21 protein-coding genes and 1 pseudogene are annotated in these 18074 nt (G+C 74.3%); 10 read left to right on the top strand and 12 right to left on the bottom strand.

Annotated elements, in window-relative coordinates:
• Positions 1-2: 2 nt before the first annotated feature.
• Together ACLQ14_RS19115 and ACLQ14_RS19110 are read right to left on the bottom strand one after the other, a co-directional pair.
• Positions 3-230: a hypothetical protein gene (locus ACLQ14_RS19115; protein ID WP_425815985.1), complete on the bottom strand. Its 228-nt coding sequence runs from the start codon at positions 228-230 to the stop codon at positions 3-5.
• The gene (locus ACLQ14_RS19110) at positions 220-927 is read right to left on the bottom strand and encodes a DsbA family oxidoreductase (protein WP_425815983.1); all 708 of its coding nucleotides are present in this window, start codon (positions 925-927) and stop codon (positions 220-222) included. The genes ACLQ14_RS19115 and ACLQ14_RS19110 overlap by 11 nt, the downstream gene beginning before the upstream one ends.
• A gap of 95 nt (positions 928-1022) precedes the next feature.
• On the opposite strand from ACLQ14_RS19110, the gene ACLQ14_RS19105 reads away from it, so the two are divergent.
• The 4 genes from ACLQ14_RS19105 to ACLQ14_RS19090 all read left to right on the top strand — a co-directional run bounded on the left by ACLQ14_RS19105 (position 1023) and on the right by ACLQ14_RS19090 (position 4534).
• The gene (locus ACLQ14_RS19105) at positions 1023-2147 is read left to right on the top strand and encodes a VIT1/CCC1 transporter family protein (RefSeq protein ID WP_425815981.1); all 1125 of its coding nucleotides are present in this window, start codon (positions 1023-1025) and stop codon (positions 2145-2147) included.
• 66 nt (positions 2148-2213) lie between these two features.
• Entirely contained in the window at positions 2214-3596 is a 1383-nt protein-coding gene (locus tag ACLQ14_RS19100) for an MFS transporter (RefSeq protein WP_425815979.1), read from the top strand.
• A gap of 117 nt (positions 3597-3713) precedes the next feature.
• Complete coding sequence (locus ACLQ14_RS19095; protein ID WP_425815977.1) at positions 3714-3986, top strand: HPr family phosphocarrier protein; 273 nt, start codon at positions 3714-3716, stop codon at positions 3984-3986.
• A 23-nt stretch (positions 3987-4009) separates the two neighbouring features.
• Entirely contained in the window at positions 4010-4534 is a 525-nt protein-coding gene (locus tag ACLQ14_RS19090) for a hypothetical protein (protein WP_425815975.1), read from the top strand.
• A gap of 9 nt (positions 4535-4543) precedes the next feature.
• On the opposite strand, the gene ACLQ14_RS19085 is transcribed toward ACLQ14_RS19090, so the two are convergent.
• Positions 4544-5389, bottom strand: coding sequence for a helix-turn-helix domain-containing protein (locus tag ACLQ14_RS19085; protein WP_425815973.1), 846 nt, complete (start codon positions 5387-5389; stop codon positions 4544-4546).
• A 74-nt stretch (positions 5390-5463) separates the two neighbouring features.
• Here ACLQ14_RS19085 and ACLQ14_RS19080 point away from each other — a divergent pair, with 74 nt between their 5' ends.
• Positions 5464-6312 (top strand): alpha/beta fold hydrolase, encoded by an 849-nt coding sequence (locus ACLQ14_RS19080; protein WP_425815971.1) that lies wholly within the window; start codon positions 5464-5466, stop codon positions 6310-6312.
• An 89-nt stretch (positions 6313-6401) separates the two neighbouring features.
• Here the strand turns inward: ACLQ14_RS19080 and ACLQ14_RS19075 are convergent, their stop codons facing one another.
• Positions 6402-7769 carry a PTS transporter subunit EIIC gene (locus tag ACLQ14_RS19075; protein WP_425815969.1) on the bottom strand — a complete coding sequence of 456 codons (1368 nt, stop codon included), beginning with the start codon at positions 7767-7769 and terminating at the stop codon, positions 6402-6404.
• Between the two features lie 205 nt (positions 7770-7974).
• Between ACLQ14_RS19075 and ACLQ14_RS19070 the strand changes: the two genes are divergently transcribed.
• The 4 genes and pseudogenes from ACLQ14_RS19070 (at position 7975) to ACLQ14_RS19055 (ending at position 9811) form a co-directional block, all read left to right on the top strand.
• Complete coding sequence (locus tag ACLQ14_RS19070) at positions 7975-8811, top strand: GntR family transcriptional regulator (protein ID WP_425815967.1); 837 nt, start codon at positions 7975-7977, stop codon at positions 8809-8811.
• Positions 8808-9053, top strand: a complete 246-nt coding sequence (locus ACLQ14_RS19065; RefSeq protein ID WP_425815965.1) for a glucose PTS transporter subunit EIIB — start codon at positions 8808-8810, stop codon at positions 9051-9053. Before ACLQ14_RS19070 ends, ACLQ14_RS19065 begins: the two co-directional genes overlap by 4 nt.
• Positions 9054-9095: 42 nt before the next feature.
• A pseudogene (locus ACLQ14_RS19060) lies at positions 9096-9347 on the top strand (glucose PTS transporter subunit EIIB); the annotation flags it as partial.
• A complete protein-coding gene (locus ACLQ14_RS19055; RefSeq protein WP_425815963.1) occupies positions 9347-9811 on the top strand; it encodes a PTS sugar transporter subunit IIA in 465 nt (154 codons plus the stop codon). The pseudogene ACLQ14_RS19060 and the gene ACLQ14_RS19055, both read left to right, overlap by 1 nt.
• Positions 9812-9918: 107 nt before the next feature.
• Here the strand turns inward: ACLQ14_RS19055 and ACLQ14_RS19050 are convergent, their stop codons facing one another.
• The 8 genes from ACLQ14_RS19050 to ACLQ14_RS19015 all read right to left on the bottom strand — a co-directional run bounded on the left by ACLQ14_RS19050 (position 9919) and on the right by ACLQ14_RS19015 (position 17452).
• Positions 9919-10587, bottom strand: a complete 669-nt coding sequence (locus ACLQ14_RS19050; protein WP_425815961.1) for a DivIVA domain-containing protein — start codon at positions 10585-10587, stop codon at positions 9919-9921.
• A 161-nt stretch (positions 10588-10748) separates the two neighbouring features.
• A complete protein-coding gene (locus ACLQ14_RS19045) occupies positions 10749-11867 on the bottom strand; it encodes a uroporphyrinogen-III synthase (RefSeq protein WP_425815959.1) in 1119 nt (372 codons plus the stop codon).
• A gap of 17 nt (positions 11868-11884) precedes the next feature.
• On the bottom strand, positions 11885-12775 hold the full coding sequence (cobA, locus tag ACLQ14_RS19040; protein ID WP_425815957.1) for a uroporphyrinogen-III C-methyltransferase: 891 nt from the start codon (positions 12773-12775) through the stop codon (positions 11885-11887).
• Positions 12772-13218, bottom strand: a complete 447-nt coding sequence (locus tag ACLQ14_RS19035; RefSeq protein WP_425815955.1) for a nitrite reductase (NAD(P)H) small subunit — start codon at positions 13216-13218, stop codon at positions 12772-12774. Before ACLQ14_RS19035 ends, cobA begins: the two co-directional genes overlap by 4 nt.
• A 1-nt stretch (position 13219) precedes the next feature.
• Positions 13220-15832 (bottom strand): nitrite reductase large subunit NirB, encoded by a 2613-nt coding sequence (gene nirB / locus ACLQ14_RS19030; protein ID WP_425815954.1) that lies wholly within the window; start codon positions 15830-15832, stop codon positions 13220-13222.
• Between the two features lie 221 nt (positions 15833-16053).
• Complete coding sequence (locus ACLQ14_RS19025; protein WP_425815952.1) at positions 16054-16857, bottom strand: RNA polymerase subunit sigma-70; 804 nt, start codon at positions 16855-16857, stop codon at positions 16054-16056.
• Positions 16815-16973, bottom strand: coding sequence for a sigma factor (locus ACLQ14_RS19020; RefSeq protein WP_425815999.1), 159 nt, complete (start codon positions 16971-16973; stop codon positions 16815-16817). The genes ACLQ14_RS19025 and ACLQ14_RS19020 overlap by 43 nt, the downstream gene beginning before the upstream one ends.
• A 65-nt stretch (positions 16974-17038) precedes the next feature.
• The gene (locus tag ACLQ14_RS19015; protein ID WP_425815950.1) at positions 17039-17452 is read right to left on the bottom strand and encodes an SgcJ/EcaC family oxidoreductase; all 414 of its coding nucleotides are present in this window, start codon (positions 17450-17452) and stop codon (positions 17039-17041) included.
• Between the two features lie 106 nt (positions 17453-17558).
• On the opposite strand from ACLQ14_RS19015, the gene ACLQ14_RS19010 reads away from it, so the two are divergent.
• Positions 17559-18071 (top strand): YcxB family protein, encoded by a 513-nt coding sequence (locus tag ACLQ14_RS19010; protein ID WP_425815948.1) that lies wholly within the window; start codon positions 17559-17561, stop codon positions 18069-18071.
• Positions 18072-18074 lie beyond the last annotated feature (3 nt).

The raw sequence follows: 18074 nt of genomic DNA, 5'->3' as shown, positions 1-18074 counted from the left end.
CCTCAGGTCGCGTCGGGTGCGGCGCCCGGGAGGGCGCACACGCCGTCGATGCACAGCCCGGCGTCGTCCATGCCCGACGCACCGGCCACCAGCATGATCGGGGTGTCGCCCGCCGCCGGGCCGGCCACCTGCACCAGACCGGGTAACGGGGCGGAGGTGAGGCTCGAGGCCGGGGAGGGGGCGTCGTCGGGCGAGGGAGCGCCGGGGGAGACGGGCTGCTCAGGCGACACCGGACGTCTCCGGCTCTCGCCCCGCGTCTTCCCGCTCGGCGACGACGCGCTCCAGGACGGCCGAGAACGTCTCGGGCGACTGGGCGCCGGACACGCCGTACTTGCCGTCGAGCACGAAGAACGGGACGCCGTTGATGCCGAGGGCGCGGGCCTGGGCGATGTCGGCGGCGACGTCGTCGGCGTAGCGGTGGTCGGTGAGGGCGGCGCGGGTCTCGTCGGCGTCGAGGCCGACCTCGGCCGCCAGCGCCACCAGGTCCTCGACGTGCCCCACGTGCTTCGACTCCGTGAAGTAGGCGCGCAGCAGGCGCTCCTTCATCGCGACCTGGAGGCCGTGGGCCTTCGCGTGGTGCAGCAGCTCGTGCGCCAGCAGCGTCTTCGTGTGCCGCAGGGTGTCGAAGTGGTACTCGAGGCCCTCGGCCGCGGCGAGCTGCGTCATCTGACCGAGCATCTGCTCGACCTGCGCGGGCGCCATGCCCTTGTGGTGCGCGAGGAACTCGATCTCCGAGCCCTCGAAGTCGACCGGCGTGTCTGGCGAGAGCTCGAACGAGTGGTACTCGATCTCGACCTCGGGCGCGCCCGGCTGGGCGAGCGCGGTCTCGAGGCGGCGCTTGCCGACGTAGCACCAGGGGCAGGCGACGTCCGACCAGATGTCGATCTTCACGGGTGCCGCGGCGGCCGCGGGGAGGGTCTCGGTCATGCCTGGGGCAACCGTGACGACGCAGCCGCCATTCCCCCACTCGCGTCTTCGCAGGCCCGAAAGCCGCGCGGCTCCGCGTTCGTCAGACTTGAGGGGTGACCGCCACCCCCACGCCGAGCGCCCCGCCCGACGCGCGCACCCGCCGCCGCTGGCGCCGCTACCTGGCCGACGAGCGCGCCGAGGCCGCCGTCTACCGCGACCTCGCCCGCCGCCGCGACGGCGAGGAGAAGGCCATCCTGCTCGCGCTCGCGGAGGCCGAGGGGCGCCACGAGCAGCACTGGCTCGACCTGCTCGGCGACCAGGTCGGGCCGCCGCTGCGCGGTGACTGGCGCACCCGCTTCCTCGGTGTCCTGGCGCGCCGGTTCGGCGGGGTCTTCGTGCTCGCGCTCGCGCAGCGCGCCGAGACCCGGTCCGAGTACGCCGAGGACGCCGACGCCACGCCCACCATGGCCGCCGACGAGCAGATCCACGCGGAGGTCGTGCGGGCGCTCGCGGCCCGTGGGCGCGTCCGGCTGTCCGGGTCGTTCCGCGCCGCCGTGTTCGGGGCGAACGACGGGCTTGTGTCCAACCTCGCGCTCGTGCTCGGCGTCGGAGCGAGCGGGGTGGCGTCGAACGTCGTCCTGCTGACCGGGCTGTCGGGGCTGCTCGCCGGCGCGCTGTCCATGGGGGCCGGTGAGTTCGTCTCCGTGCGCTCGCAGCGCGAGCTGCTCGAGGCGTCGAACCCCAGCCCCGAGGCCGCCCACGCGCTGCCGCACCTCGACGTCGACGCCAACGAGCTGGCGCTCGTCTACCGGGCGCGCGGCATGACGGCGGGGGACGCGCAGGCGCACGCGGACGACGTCCTGCGGTCGCTCAGCGTCACGACCGCGATCGCGCCGGTGGGCGTCGGGGCCGCGGGCGCCGACGTCGCCGCCGGCGATCCCGACGACGAGTTCGAGACGCACGGCACCGCGTGGGGCGCGGCGTGGTCGAGCTTCTGCTTCTTCGCGTCCGGCGCGATCATCCCCGTGCTGCCGTACCTCTTCGGCCTGACCGGCCTCGGCGCCGTCGCGGTCGCCGCGGCGCTCGTCGGGATCGCGCTGCTGGGCACCGGCGCCGTCGTCGGCCTGCTGTCCGGGACGTCGCCCGTGACGCGCGGGCTCCGGCAGCTCGCCATCGGGTTCGGCGCGGCGGCCGTGACGTACGTGCTGGGGCTGGCGTTCGGAGGCGTGGTGGGCTGACGCCCTCGTTCTCGGTGAGCGGACGGAGCCGTCGGAACGATTCGATCCTCCCGTAGACTCCGGCGAGTGCCTCGCCTCCTCGCCGACCTGACGCCGCTGCGCATCAGCCCGGCGTACCGGCGGCTCTGGCTGGGGCTCGGGGTCTCGAACCTCGGCAGCCAGCTGACCGTCGTGGCCGTCGGCCTGCAGGTCTACGCGATCACGGGCTCGACGTTCGCCGTCGGGATCCTGGGCATGTTCGCGCTCGTCCCGCTCGTGCTGCTCGGCCTCTACGGCGGGGCGCTCGTCGACGCGTTCGACCGCCGCAAGGTCGCGCTGATCGCGTCGACGGCGCTGTGGGCGATCACCGCGCTGATCTTCCTCCAGGCGGCGCTCGGCCTGGACAACGTCTGGGTCCTCTACGTCCTGATCGCCGTCCAGTCCGCGGCGTTCGCGATCAACAACCCCGCCCGCACCGCGATCATCCCGCGCCTCGTGCCCGCGCGGCTGCTCGCGCCCGCCAACGCCCTGCAGACGCTGTCCATGTCGATCGCGCTGACCGTCGGGCCGCTGGCCGGGGCGTTCCTGGTGGCCGCGAGCGGGTTCGCGAGCGCGTACGCGATCGACTTCGTCCTGTTCACGTTCGCGCTGTGGGCCCTGTGGCGGCTGCCCGCGCTGCCTCCGCTCGAGCCCGCGGGGGACGCCGCGTCGTCGGACCGGGCGCTGGTCGAGCGCGAGCTGCACGACGGCGCCGGCGGGGCTCCGAGCGAGGCCGACGCGCCTGTCGTGGTGCCGCCGCGGCGGACGATGGTGGGGCTCGGGTCGGTGCTCGAGGGGCTGCGCTACCTCGGGACGCGGCCGAACGTCCGCATGACCTTCCTGCTCGACCTCGCGGCCATGATCCTGGCGATGCCACGCGTCGTCTGGCCGGCGGTCGGCGTCTGGTACCTGGGCGGCGGCTCGACGACGACCGGCTGGCTCAACGCCGCCTTCGCCATCGGGTCCGTGCTCGCGAGCCTGCTGTCGGGCGGGTTCGCGCACGTGCACAAGCAGGGCCGCGCCGTCGTGCTCGCGGTGTGGGCGTTCTCCGCGTCGACGCTGCTGTTCGGGGTGGTCCTCGTGATCACCGGACGCGACCGGCCCGACCACGTGCTGGTGTGGGCGCTCGTGCTCGCCGGCGTGGCGCTGGCGCTCGCGGGCGCGTCCGACGGCGTGAGCGCGATCTTCCGCCAGACCATCCTCCAGACGGCGACCCCCGACGACATGCGCGGCCGCCTCCAGGGCGTGTTCATCGTGGTGGTCGCGGGCGGCCCGCGGCTCGGGGACGTCGTCGTCGGGGCGAACGCGAGCTGGCTCGGGGAGGCGTGGGCGGTCGTCGTGGGGTCGATCGCGTGCGCGGTCGTCGTCGGGCTGCTGGTCCGGTGGAGCCCGCGGTTCCTCGCTTACGACGCCCGGCACCCGGAGGCCTGACGGCGCTCGCGCCCGCTGCGCCGGGCGCTCCTGGCGTCAACTGGTCCAGACCACTACCCTGGGGTCACTCGTCCGCGCCCCGCACCGCCGCGGGGCCGATCCGCAGGAGGAAAACGCATGGAGCGCACCGTCGTCGTCGCGATCGAGGAGGGCCTGCACGCGCGTCCCGCCGCGCTGTTCGTCCAGGCCGCCGGGGCGCAGCCCGTGCCGGTGACCATCCGCAAGGCGTCCGAGACCGAGCCGCTCGAGGCCGACTCGATCCTCTCCGTCATGACGCTCGGCGCCGGCGCCGGCACCGAGGTCGTGCTGGGCACGCCGGGCGACGGTGACGGCGACCAGCAGGCCCTCGACGCGCTCGAGGCGTTCCTGTCGCAGACCGTCATCGCCTGACCCGCGACCGGACCGCAGCTGCCATGAGTTCCCCCGGGCGGACGCTCACCGTCTGGTGCTTCCTCGACGCGACGGGCGCCGAGCTCGCGCTCGAGACCGTCACCAAGAACCTGCGCGGCGCGGACAAGCTCCTGCGCGAGCACGTGAGCATCGTCTGGCACGTCGACGTCCCCGCGCCCGGCTGGCAGTACGCCCAGGACCGGGTGGGGCGCCGGGACGACGACGCGCGGTCCGGGCCGCGGCGGTTCCTCCGGGCCGCGACCGCGATGCTCGGCCGAGGGATCGAGTACCCCGGCACGCGCACGCTCTCGGACGCGTTCATCTTCGCCGGGATCGGCGAGGACGTGGAGGAGGCCGTCTCGCGCGAGCTGCACGTCGACAGCTCCGCGTTGCTGCTGCTCACCGACGGCCCCGGGCCCGACGTGGAGATCGTCGCGCACGCGCGACCGACGCTGACGCTCACGCGGTCGGGCGCGGCGCTGCGCAAGGTGTCGCTGCTCGAGGGGTTCGCCGACCTCGACGGCGTCGACCGCTACCGCGGCACCTGACCGCCGACGTCACCGCCGGCGGGCCGGCCAGGCGACGTCGTCGACGGCGAGGAAGGGCTCGGTCGCGAGGCGCGCGGGTGTGACGCCGGCGAAGCCGACGACCTCGCGGTGCAGGTGCGACTGGTCGGCGTAGCCGCCGTCCGCGGCGGCGCGGCCGGGCTCGAGGCCGGCCAGGATGCCGTGCGCCGCGCGGTCGAAGCGCACGAGCGTCGCCGCGTGCTTGGGGGCCGCGCCGATCTGGTCGCTGAACCGCGTCCACAGCCGCTTGCGGCTCCACCCGACCTCGGCCGCCAGCTCCTCGACGCGGGCCGTGCCGCGCGTCGCGACGATCCTCCGCCACACCCACGCGACCTCCGGGTCCGGGGCGCCGCGGCGTCCCTCGGCGCGACGGGCGAGCCACGCGTCCGTGGCCGCGAAGCGCTCGTCCCACGTCCCGAGCTCGCCCAGGCGCTCGCCGAGCCGCGCGGCCTCGCGTCCCCCCAGCTCGTCCAGGCCGACGGCGATGTTCTCGAGATCCCCGGGCGCCACGCCCAGCACGGCCCCCGCGCGGGCGGGGGACAGGCGCACCTCGACGCACTCGACGTCGTCGGCGCGCACCATGACCGTGCCGCCGGCGCCGAAGCCGAGCCCGGCGGCGCGGCTGCCCCACCGGCGCGGCCCGTCGCCGTCGTCGACGACGGACCGGTCGCCGACCTCGACGAGCAGCATGATCGACGGGTGCGGCACGACCCGGACCGGGTCCGGCGCGGACCGCACGCGGAACCCGGCCATCGCGATCCCGGGGGTCCGGCCGGGGCGGCGCGGTGACGCCACGTCCCAGCCGCTCACGTCCGCCCGGGCAGGTGCGGCGGGCATGCTCCGATCGTACGACCGGCCCTCCGGGAACATTCGTCCAAGACGCGGAGGGCGACCGGGCCGAGCCTGGAGACATGACCACCACCGACGCCGGGCGCGGCATGGCGCCCGCCAGCCGCACCGAGGCCACCGTCGCGCTGCCCGACGGCGACGTCCACGTCACCGTCGACGGGCCCCGCGGCGCGCCGACGCTGCTCCTGATCCACGGGTCCGGCGCGTCCGGGCGGTCGTGGGAGTGGGTCGTGCCCCTGCTGGCCGAGGCGCACCGGGTGATCCGCGTCGACCTCCTCGGCCACGGGCGGTCCGCCAAGCCCGTCGACGTCTCGTACGAGGTCGCCGACGAGGCCCGTCGCGTCGCCGCGGTCGCCGAGCGGCTCGGGACCGGGCGAGTGGTCGTCGTCGGGCACTCGAGCGGCGGCATCGTGGCGACCGCGCTGGCAGAGCAGCGGCCCGACCTGGTGGCCGCGGTCGCGCTCGTCGACACCGGCCCCAGCCTCCGCGCGTACCTCGACCCGCCGGAGGGTGCCCTGCGCCCGACGCGGTGGCCGCCGAGCGACGACGAGCTGCGGGCCGCCGCGAGGACGGCGTTCGCGACCGATGACGTCCCAGTCCCCGACGTCCTCGTCGACGACGGGCGCCGGATGGAGCCCGCGAGCATGGGCGCCGTCATCGGCGCCACGACGTCGTACCTCGAGGAACGCCCGCTGCCCGCGCGCCTCGAGCCGCTCGGCAAGCCGCTCCTCGTGATCTTCGGCGAGCTCGACCGCCGGTGGGCGCCGGCGTCCGCGGCAGACTACGAGGTCGTCCCGGGCGCGACCGTCGCGCTGCTGCCCGGCGTCGGGCACACGCCGATCATCGAGGACCCGGACCGCACCGCCGCGGTCCTCCGGGACTTCGCGGACGCCGTCGAGCGGGACGGCTGAAGCGACGACGGCGCCCCGGACCTCGTGGGTCCGGGGCGCCGTCGGGTCACCGGGAGCGATCGGCCTGCGCGCCGACCGCTCGGGTCCGGTCAGGCGGAGGGTCCGCCGCTCGGCCGGTTGCCGGATCCTTCGACCACGGACTCCACCGCGCGCTTCACGGCGGGATCCGCCTTCTCGGCCGCGGTCTCGGCGGGCTGGTCGAACAGCACGGAGTCCTGGCCGGCGGCGTCGTCGTCCTCGCGGCCCGGCGTCCGCAGCTTCCACTTGGTGATGACCCACCGGAAGATGAAGTAGTAGATCACCCCGTACGCGAGGCCGATGGGGATCAGCAGGAGCGGCTTGGTCGCGATGTTGAAGTTCAGCAGGTAGTCGATCGTGCCGGCCGAGAAGCCGAACCCGTCCTTGATGCCGAGCGCGTTGACGAGCGCGAGCGAGGTGCCGGTGAGCACCGCGTGGATCGCGTACAGCGGGTAGGCGACGTAGACGAACGAGAACTCGAGCGGCTCGGTCACGCCGGTGACGAACGAGACGAGCGCCGCGGAGCCCATGATGCCCGCGATGATCTTGCGGTTCTTGGGCTTCGACGTGTGGATGATCGCGAGGGCGGCGCCCGGGAGGGCGAACATCATGATCGGGAAGAAGCCCGTCATGTAGCCGCCGGCGGTCGGGTCGCCGTGCAGGAAGCGGTTGATGTCGCCGTGGTACATCACGCCGTCCGCGCCCTGGAAGTTGCCGAGCTGGAACCAGGGGAACGAGTTGAGCAGGTGGTGCAGGCCGATCGGCACGAGGAGCCGGTTGGCGGTGCCGTAGACGAACCCGCCGACGACGTCGTTGTGCGTCGTCCACTCGCCGAAGCTCGTGAGCCACGAGTTGAACCACTTGTAGACGAGCGACATGAGGACGGCGATGACGATCGCCGCGAACGACGTGACGATCGGGACGAACCGGCGTCCGCCGAAGAACGCGAGCGCCTGCGGCAGCTTGATCCGGTAGTACTTCTGGTAGAGCAGCGCGGCCGTGATGCCGATGATGATGCCCCCGAGGACGCCCCAGTCGATCAGGGCCTGGGTCTCTCCCTTGCCCGGCAGGCCGAGGATGTGGGGCGACATCGCGTCGCCGACGCCCTTGAAGACGAGATAGCCGATGACCGCGGCGAGCGCCGTCGACCCGTCGGCCTTGCGGGCGTAGCCGATGGCGACGCCCACGGCGAACAGCAGCGCGAGGTTGTTGAACAGGGCGTTGCCAGCGGCGGCCATGACGTCCGCGACGGGCTGGAGCCAGCTCGCGTGCTTGGCCAGGCCGTCGGCGCCGAGCATGTCGGCCTGCCCGAGGCGCAGCAGCAGGGCTGCGGCGGGCAGCGAGGCGATCGGGAGCATCAGCGAGCGGCCGATGCGCTGGAGCTGGGCGAGTCCGGGGATGCCTCTCTTGGTCGAGGCGTCCGCTGTGGTGGCGGTCATACGTAGCACTCCTCATCGTGTGCGCGTAGCGTCCGTGCTCGTGACGTGGCGAGCGGCGGCGTCGCTGGTGGCGTCGTCGGACCGGGGCTTCCGCGACCGGACGGCGGCCCGGAGGACGACGGCCGGTCGCTAGGATGTCTGGACCAGTGGGCCTAGGGTGGTCTAGACATCCCGGCCTTGTCAAGGATTTGTGAAGGAGGCGGCGTTGGCTCCCGACTACAAGCACGTGCGCGTCCGCGACTACCTCCGCGGACTGGTCACGCACGAGCTCGCCGTCGGCGACACGATCCCCTCCGAGCGCGAGCTCTGCGAGCGGTTCGCCGTCTCCCGCATGACCGTCCGGCAGGCGATCGACGCCCTCGTCAACGAGGGGCTCCTCCACCGCGAGCAGGGCCGCGGGACCTTCGTGGCCCCGCCACGCACGGACATGGAGCTCCGCCTGGTCGGGTTCGGCGACGACATGCGACGCCGCGGCATGACCCCCGCCACGGAGCTGCTCGACGCCGAGACCGTCGACGCCCCGTGGGACGTGGCCGAGTCGCTCGAGCTCGATCCCGGCGCCGCCGTCCACCACGTGCAGCGCCTCGGCTGGGCCGACGGGCGCCCCATGGCGCTCGAGGAGACCTGGATCCCCGCGGCGCGCTTCCCCGACCTGCTCGACGGCGCTCCCGACGCGTTCCCCGAGAGCCTGTACGCCACGTTCCGCGAGCACGGCCACGACCCGGACTGGGGCGAGGACACCGTCGCCGCGTCCGACGCGTCGGCCCACGAGGCGGAGCTGCTGCGGCTCGGACCCGCGCGCACCGTCCTGCGTATCGCCCGGCGGACGTTCGCTGGCGAGGTCGCGTGCGCGTTCTCGCGGTCGTGCTACCGCGCCGACCGGTACACACTGTGGGTGCCCCTCACCGCGCCGAACCCCGTCGTGACCCCGCGGGCCCACGCGGCGGCGAGCGCCGCCGTCGGCGGCGGGACGACGGGAGGCGCGACGACGGTCAGCGCCCCGACAGGCCTATCCAGGACGACCCAGGAGGTGCGGCGATGACGCCGACCCACGACGACCAGGCCGGCCGCATCCTTCGTGCGCTCGGCGGCGTCGACAACATCGTCGAGATCGAACCCTGCACCACGCGGCTGCGGTCCGAGGTCAAGGACCCGTCCGTCGTCGACCAGCCCGCCCTCCGCGCGGCCGGCGCCCACGGCGTCGTCGTGTCGGGGCGGGTCGTGCAGGTCGTGATCGGCCCCGCGGTCGACGTGCTCGCCAGCGAGCTCGCCGACCTCATGTGAGACCACCCACCACCCCAACCGGACCAGGCGCAGAAGCCTGACTCCACCGAGAAGGAGCACCAGATGAGCAAGGCGGAGCAGATCCTCGCCGGACTCGGCGGGGACGACAACATCGTCGACCTCGAACCCTGCATCACGCGCCTGCGCGTCGAGGTCGAGGACCCCGCCCGCGTCAACGAGGCGGGGCTCAAGGCCGCGGGCGCGATCGCCGTCGTGCAGTCGGGCAAGGTCGTCCAGGTCATCGTCGGCCCCGAGGCCGACACCCTCGCGTCCGACATCGAGGACCTGCGCTGATGGGGGCCGTGCTGCCGGTCGCGGCGCCGCTCGGCGGCACGGTCGTCGAGCTCGCCCAGGTCGACGACCCGGTCTTCAGCGCGGCCCTCGTCGGGCCGGGGATCGCGATCGACCCCGGCACGGCGGCGGAGTCGACAGCCGTCGCGCCCGTCGCCGGCACGATCGCGAAGCTCCACCCCCACGCGTTCGTCGTCACCACCGACGACGGCGTCGGGATCCTCGTGCACCTCGGCATCGACACCGTGCAGCTCCAGGGCGCCGGCTTCACGCTGCACGCCGCGGAGGGCGACCGCGTGGCGGCGGGGCAGGCGCTCGTGACGTGGAGCCCCGCCGACGTCGTCGCGGGCGGCCGGTCCGCGGTGTGCCCGGTCGTCGCGCTGGACCAGAAGCCCGACGCGGTCGCCGTCGTCGCGGCCGTCGGGGAGCCGGTCGAGGCGGGCGCGGGACTCTTCGAGGTCCGGTAGCCGAGCACGCGTTCCGCGTCCCGCCACCACGGGCTCCGCGTCCGTCCGCTGCGGCGGACGGACGCGGAGCCCGTGTTCGGCGAAAGAGGGGGTGGCTGCGGCCGGGGTCAGGCGGTGCGGAGCGTGACGCCCTGCGGGCTCGCGTCCACCGCGACGACCCGCAGCACCGACCCGTCGGGCGTCACCACGGTCAGGACGTCGTTGCCCTGCGTGCGGATGGTCGCGATCTGGAGCTGCGAGATCAGCACGCGCGTGCCGAGCGCCGCCGCCTCGGGGTCGGGCGGCAGCGGGGTCGAGGTGACCGACGCGCCGGTGTCGTACGCGCGGACGGCGGCCGCCGGCGTCAGGCCGGCCGGGGACGCGCTCTGGAGGTCGCGCAGCGACTGGACCGCGGGCTGGCCGCCGGTCGTCGTCGGCACCACCGGCTGCGAGCCCGTCTGCTGCGGCGCCGGCGGGCGCGGCGGTGCGACCACGGGCTGCGCGCCCGTCGCCAGGGCGCGGGCCTTGTACTCCTGCAGGCCGTGCACGACGACGTCGAGCAGGTCGTCGACCTCGTCGATCGCGTAGCCCTCGCGGAACTTCACGGTGTCGAACACCTTCGCGAGCACGTCCTCGGGGCCGAGCAGGCCCGGGGACGTGGGCGCGGCGCCGCCCTCGAGGGACGTCAGCGTCTGCCCGATCTCGTCGAGGTAGCCGTCGACCTCCTCGATGTCGTAGCCCTCACGGAACTTCGTCGTGCTGAACTTGCGGGACCGGACGTCCTCGGCGGTGATCATCGCTCCTCCTTCTCAGAGGTCGTGCGAGCAGGCCGTGCCCGCTGCGCGACGGCAGCGCCTACCCGCGCGACCTCTCACCTGGTGCAACTCTCGCACGCCCGAACGCTTCGTGCGGAACGGAGACGGACCGGACGAACCGGACGGCTCGCCCACGGGCGCGCTCAGCGGTCTGCGAGCTGGAGCCGGTAGCCCCGCTTGACGACGGTCCGGACGAGCTCCCGGCTGCCCGACGCGTCGCGCAGGCGCGCGATCGCGACCTCCGCGGCGTGCGGGTCCGTCGACTCCCCGGGCAGGACCGCGAGCACCGCGTCCCGGGGCACGACGGAGCCCCCCGCCCGGGCGAGGAGCCGCAGCACCTCGAGGCCCGTCGTCGTGAGCGGGAGCACGCGGTCGTCGAGGACGGCGGCGCGACGGTGGACGCGCAGCCGCCCGGCCACGGTGTCGAGCGTGTCGAGACCGCCGTAGTAGGTGACCAGCGCGCGGACGAGCGCCCCGAGCCGCCCGCGGTCCGGCACGAGGGGGTCGATCCCGGCGTCGCGCAAGGGCTTGGCCGTGGTCGGCCCGACGGCCGCGAACACGACGCTGCCGTCCGCGGCGTGCCGGACGACGTCGGGCAGGACCCCGGCCGCGTCGGCGGCGGCCAGCCATGCCGCGGACCCGGGCGCGGACGTGAACGTCACCGCGTCGATCTCGCCGGAGGCGACGGCGCGGACCGAGGCCTCGACGGCGGCAGGGTCCTCCGGCGGACCCCAGCGGTAGACCACGAGCGGCTCCACCTGGGCGCCCGCGGCGACCAGCGCCTCGTCGATCCCGTCCGACCCGGCCCCGTGGTGCTGCACCGCGACGCGCAGCCCGCTCACCCCCTCGTCGAGCAGGAGCTCGGCGATCTCCGCGGTCGTCTCCGACTCCGCGACCCAGTCGGCCGTGAGCCCGGCGGCCTGGATGGCGCCGCGCGCCTTGGGGCCGCGCGCCACGATCCGGGCTCGCCCCAGGACGTCGACGAGGGGCTCGGCCAGCCCGACGGCGTCGGCCGCCTCGATCCACGCGCGGAACCCGATACCCGTGGTCACGACGACCACGTCGGGCGAGGTGGCGATGATCCGGCGCGACACGGCGAGCAGCTCCGCGTCGTCGGTGTGCGGGACCATGCTGAGCGCCGCCGCGTACCGGAGCGTCGCGCCGCGGCGAGCGAGCGCCGCGCCGAGCTCGGACGAGCGCCGGTCCGCGGTGACGAGCACGGTGCACCCCGCCATCACCTGCTCGATGCGTGCGTCGTCCATGGGCCGATTGTCGCGCGTCACCCGGCGGTCCCGACGAGCCGTCCACGCTCGACCGCCCGCGAGTTGTCAGAAGCTCGTGAGCCTCGAGCCTCACGACGTTCTGACAACCCGTTCGGGGTGCACGGACTGTCAGAAGGTCGTGAGCCTCGAGCCTCACGACCTTCTGACAGGTCGGGGAGGTGCGGGGCCGCCAGGAGGTCCGGGGCCGCCACGCGCCCGACGACGACGACCGCTGGCGCCCGCACGCCCACCTCCCGCGCGGCGCGGGCCGCGTCCTGGAGCGGAGCCCGCGTGACCCGCTGCTCCGCCGTCGTCGCGCGCTCGACGATCGCGACCGGCATCGACGGGTCCACCCCCGCCTCCGCCGCCCGGGCGCACAGGTCGTCGAGGCCAGCGACGCCCATCAGCACGACGAGCGTGAGCTCCTCGTCGCGCAGGCCGGCGAGGGCGCTGGCGGGGAGCGGGTCGTGCCCGTTGACGACCATGACCGCCGCGACGACGCCCCGGTGGGTGACCGGGACGCCGGCCGCGGCGGGAGCGGCGAGGGCGCTCGTCACGCCCGGCACGACCTCGACCGGCACCCCGGCCTCCCGGCACGCGAGCACCTCCTCGCCGCCGCGTCCCAGCACGAACGGGTCGCCGCCCTTGAGCCGGACGACGCGTCGTCCGCGGCGCGCGTGCTCGACGAGCAGGCGGTTGATCTCGTCCTGCGGCACCGGGTGGTGGCCGGGCGTCTTGCCGACGTCGATCACCTCGACGTCCGGGCCGAGGTCGTCGAGCACCGAGCGAGGCCCGAGCCGGTCCGCGACGACGACGTCCGCCTCCGCGAGCGCCCGCCACGCGCGCAGCGTGAGCAGGTCGGGGTCGCCCGGCCCGCCGCCGACGAGCACGACGCGCCCGGTGCTCACGGTCGCTCCGCCGCGTCGTCGGGCAGGGCGACCGACACGACGCCGCCCGCGACCCGGAGCGGGAAGGTGCGCAGGTCGGCGTCGTGGCCGGCGACGGGCGACTTTCCCGCGGTGTCGAGGCAGACGCCGGTGAGCAGGGAGAACACCTGCTTGTGCAGGGGAGAGGTCAGGGTCGGGACGGTCCGGCCGCCCTGGGTCCGGGACCCGACGATGCCGCGCGACATGACGTGCGCGCCGGAGAACGGGTCGAGGTTGGAGACCGCGAGGACGGTGTCGTCGAGCAGCCGGACCAGCGCGACCTGCACGGCGTCGCCACCGGTCGGGGGAGCGAGCAGGGCGGCGGCGCCGCGCTCCGGGACGAGGTCGTCGAGCCGACACACCTCGAGCCACGTGTGCTCGGCCGGCACGGACTCCACCGTGTCGGGGGCGTCGAGCGTCGTCATGTCAGCGCACCTCCAGCGTTGCGCCGGCCACGAGGACCGGCTCGGGGACCGCGGTGTCACGCTCCTCGGGGAACGCGGGGCGCACCTGGCCGCGCTCGGGCACGTACGCGAGCGACGGGTCCGGCGTGCGGGGCGCGTTGACGAACGACGCGAACCTCCGCAGCTTGTCGGGGTCCTCGAGGGTGGCCTTCCACTCGTCCTCGTAGGAGTCGACGTGCGCGGCCAGCTGGGCGTCGAGGTCGGCGCAGATGCCCAGCGAGTCGTCCATGATCACGGCGCGGATGCCGTCGAGCCCGCCCTCCACCTCGTCCACCCAGGGCGCCGTGCGCTGCAGGCGGTCCGCGGTGCGGACGTAGTACATGAGGAACCGGTCGATGGTGCGGATCAGGGCGGCGTCGTCGAGGTCCTCGGCGAGCAGGCGCGCGTGCCGTGGCGTGAACCCGCCGTTGCCGCCCACGTAGACGTTCCAGCCCTTCTCGGTCGCGATCACGCCGACGTCTTTGGACCTGGCCTCCGCGCACTCGCGCGCGCACCCGGACACGCCGAGCTTGAGCTTGTGCGGGCTCCGCAGGCCCCGGTACCGGAGCTCGAGGTGCACGGCCATGCCGACCGAGTCCTGGACGCCGAACCGGCACCACGTCGACCCGACGCACGACTTCACCATGCGCACCGACTTCCCGTACGCCTGGCCCGACTCGAAGCCCGCCTCCACGAGCCGCTGCCAGATGTCGGGGAGCTGCTCCATGCGCGCGCCGAACATGTCGATCCGCTGGCCGCCCGTGAGCTTCGTGTACAGCCCGTAGTCGCGGGCGATCTCGCCGATCACGATGAGCCCCTGCGGCGTGACCTCGCCGCCCGGCATGCGCGGGACGACCGAGTAGGTGCCGTCCTTCTGCATGTTGGCCATGAGATGGTCGTTGGTGTCCTGGAGCGTGGACCGCTCGCCGTCGAGCACGTGCGCCGGCGCGAGCGTCGACAGGATGGACGCGACGACCGGCTTGCAGATGTCGCAGCCATGGCTCGCCGCGCCCGCCTGAGCCGGCGTACCGAACCGATCGAGCGCCTCGCTGAACGTCCGCACCCCCGAGACGAGCAGGGCGTCGTAGAGCTGCGCGCGCGAGAGCTCGAAGTGCTCGCACAAGGCCTTCGAGACGGCGACGCCCGCCTTCTCGAGCTCCGTGGACACGAGCTTCTTGACGAGCGGGAGGCACGAGCCGCACGTCGTGCCGGCGCGGGTGCACGCCTTGACGCCCGCGACGTCCGTGCAGCCGTCCTCCGTCACCGCGGCCCGGACCTCGCCCGCGGACACGCTGTTGCAGGAGCAGACGGCGGCGTCGTCGGGGAGCTCGAGGCTCGGGGCCCCGCCCGCTCCCTCGGGGAGCAGGAACACGGCCGGGTCGCCGGGGAGCTCGCGGCCGAGCATCGGGCGCAGGCTCGTGTACGCGGTCGCGTCGCCGACGAAGACGCCGCCCAGCAGGGTGCGGGCGTCGTCGGACAGGACGAGCTTCTTGTAGACGCCGCCCACCGGGTCGGCCCACACGACCTCGAGCGCGCCCTCGGTGGTGCCGAACGCGTCGCCGAAGCTCGCGACGTCGACGCCCGCGAGCTTGAGCTTGGTCGCCGTGTCGGCGCCGGGGAACTCGGCGTCGCCGCCGAGCAGCCGGTCGACGGTCACCTCGGCCATCGCGTTGCCCGGAGCGACCAGGCCGATGCAGGCGCCCTGGATGCACGCGACCTCGCCGATCGCGGAGATGGCCGGGTCCGCGGTGCGGCAGCGGTCGTCGACGACGACGCCGCCGCGCGGCCCGACCTCGAGCCCCGCCTCGCGGCCCAGCTCGTCGCGCGGCCGCACGCCCGTCGCGACGACGACCACGTCGACGTCGAGCCGGCCGCCGTCGGCGAAGTCGAGCCGGCCCGCGGTGCCGCGGCGGTTGGGGCGGATCTTCGTGGTCGCCGTGTTGACGCGGACGGCGATCCCCAGGCTCCGGATCAGACGGGCGAGTGCCTCGCCTCCGCCCTGGTCGACCTGTGCGGACATGAGGTGCGAGCCGAACTGGATGACGGTGGACTGTGCGCCGAGGGCCTGCAGGGCGCCCGCCGCCTCGAGCCCGAGGAGCCCGCCGCCGATCACGGCTCCCCGCACCGGGCGGTCCCAGCGCGCCCGCTGCTCCTCGACGAACCCGCGGAGCGCCGCGACGTCGTCGACGGTGCGGTAGACGAACACGCCCGGCAGCTCGGTGCCCGGGATGGGCGGCACGGCCGCCGACGAGCCCGTCGCGAGGACCAGGTGGTCGTAGTCGAGGGTGCGGCCGGCGCTCGTCGTGACGGCCCGCGCCTCGCGGTCGATCCCCGTGACGGCCTCGCCGCGGACCAGCCGGACCGACGGGTCGGCCCACAGCGCCGGGTCGCCGAGGGCGAGGTCCTCCGGGTCGCGGCCCGTGAAGTAGCTCGTCAGCGCGACGCGGTCGTAGGGCGCGCGCGGCTCCTCCGCGAGGACCGTCACCTGCCACGTGCGGTCGGCGTCGCGGGCGCGCAGCGCCTCGACGAACCGGTGGGCGACCATGCCGCCGCCCGCGACGACGAGGCGTCGGGGCGTGCGTGAGCTGTCGGTCATCGGGTCCTCCTGAGGCCGAGGGGATGCTGTCCTCGACGGTAGGGAGGCGGTGTTTCGCGCGGCTGCGGGGGTCGTTTCCCGCAGGGAACGGTTCGCTCACGCGGGGGCGGGGTGCCCTGTGAGCCGAAACCCCCCGGCCGAAGACGGGGTCCCGGTCCGTCCCGGCGGCCGGACGGACGCGGAGGCCGTGCTCGGCGGTCGGAGATCGCGTGGTCGCCGGGTCACACGGGCACGCCGTCGCCGTCGAGGCGGGTCGGGAGGCCGAACGACGCGAAGACGGCCGGGTCCTGGAACACCGAATTCCGGCTGATGCCGCCGGCGGTCACGGTGAGGGCCTGGAGCGTGTGTACCGCGTACCCGTCGCCGTCGCGCCGGTAGGCCGCGAACGCGGGCTGCCCGTTCGCGGCGGCCGGCAGGGTCCGCCAGTCCGTCCCGCCGATGCCGTACACCCAGTCCATGAACTGCCCGTACCCGTCGCGGCCCGTGAACCAGTTGACCATCGGCGGCATCTCCATGAGGACGTCCTCGGTGAGCAGCGCCTTGATGCCCTCGACGTCCGCGCGGACGAACGCGTCGGTGTACCGGTCGAGCCACGCCCGCTGCTCGGCCGCCGACGGCTCGTCGACCTGCTCGGGTGCGGCGCCGTCCTCGGCCACCCGCGCGCGGGCGCGCTGCAGCGCGCTGTTGACCGCCGCCGTCGTCGTGCCGAGGATCGCGGCGGACTCCGCCGCCGAGAACGCGAGGACGTCCCGCAGGACGAGCGCCCCGCGCTCCCGGGCGGACAGGTGCTGCAGCGCCGACGCGAACGCCAGCCGCAGCCCGGCGCGGGCGACGGCGGCGTCGGCCGGGTCGTGGGCCTCGAGCATCGCGTCCGGCAGGGGCTCGAGCCACGGCACCTCGCCCCGGACGAGCGGCGCGAGCGGCTCCGACTGCGCCACCAGCCCCGACGGCATCGGCCGCCGGGCGCGGCCGTCGAGCGCGGTCAGGCAGACGTTCGTCGCGATCCGGTACAGCCACGTGCGCACCGAGGCGCGGGGGGGGGGGGGGGGGGGCCCCCCCCCCCCCCCCCCCCCCCCCCCCGCCACGCCCGGAGGTACGTCTCCTGGACGAGGTCCTCGGCGTCGTGCACCGAGCCGAGCATGCGGTAGCAGTAGGCCAGCAGCTCCCTGCGGTGCGGCTCGAGCCGGACGTCGAAGCCGGTCGTCGTCATACCCGGGCCGGGACGAGCACCGGGCTGTTGTGGTACGCCGCGATCTTCCACGAGCCGTCCTTCTTCTCGAGCACCCAGGTCGCGTTCACCCTGCCCGAGTCGGGGGCCTCTGTCGCGCCGTCGAACAGGACGCCCGACTCGCTCACGACGATCGCGGCGTCGCGGCCCAGGAACCGCAGGCTCACCTGCTCGTCCCAGGTCGACGTTCCGGCGAGAGGCCCCGCGAACGCCTGAGCCATGCTGTCGCGGATCACGTCCCGTCCGAGCCGGCGCGAGCCGGGCAGGATCGCCGTGGCGTCCGGCGTGTAGTCGGCGACCATCGCGTCGGCGTCGCCCGCCGCCCACGCTCGGTAGGAGTCGGCCAGCACGGTCTCGATGGCGGCCACGTCGGCCGCGCGCTTCTCGGTCATCTCAGTCTCCTCACGGACGGTCCGCCGGGGGATCCGGCGGGCTCGCGAGTACCTACCGCCGACGATGCCGGAACTCATCGTGCCGGGGTCTGCGACACTTGCCGGCGTGCAGATCGACTTTCAGATGAGGACCGAGGACTACAGCGCCTTCAGTGAGCATCTGCTGCAGACTTCCGACGTGCTGCGCGCACAACGGGCACGTCAGAGGATCGTGCTCACCGGGCTGGTCTTCGCTGCGGTCGTGGTTGTGATCGGGGGAGCGGCGCATGACTGGACGGGCGGCCTCGTTACCGCCGTGGTCGTCGCTGTCGGGATGTGGTTAGCCCTTCCGCGGATCAACCGCTGGGCCGCCGGCCGAAGAGTGCGTGAGCTCGCGGCGGGCGAAGGCCTGGGCCTGGATGGCGCTGCCAGCTTGAGGGCCGACGACGTGGGCCTGCATGAGACAGTCGCCGGGGTCACGACATCCGTCGCGTGGGATCGCGTCGCACGAATCGACGAGACCGACCGGCACGTCTTCGTCTTCATCGGTCCGACCGCCGCGCTGATCGTCCCGAAGACCGTGGGAGACGTGTCGCCGATGATCGCGGAGATCCGCTCGAGGACCAGCACCAGCAACTGAGAC

The sequence above is a fragment of the Luteimicrobium sp. DT211 genome (genome assembly GCF_049844995.1).
GTDB lineage: Bacteria > Actinomycetota > Actinomycetes > Actinomycetales > Cellulomonadaceae > Luteimicrobium.
Note: the sequence above shows the minus strand (reverse complement) of the source record. Positions and strands in the feature narration are given on the sequence as shown.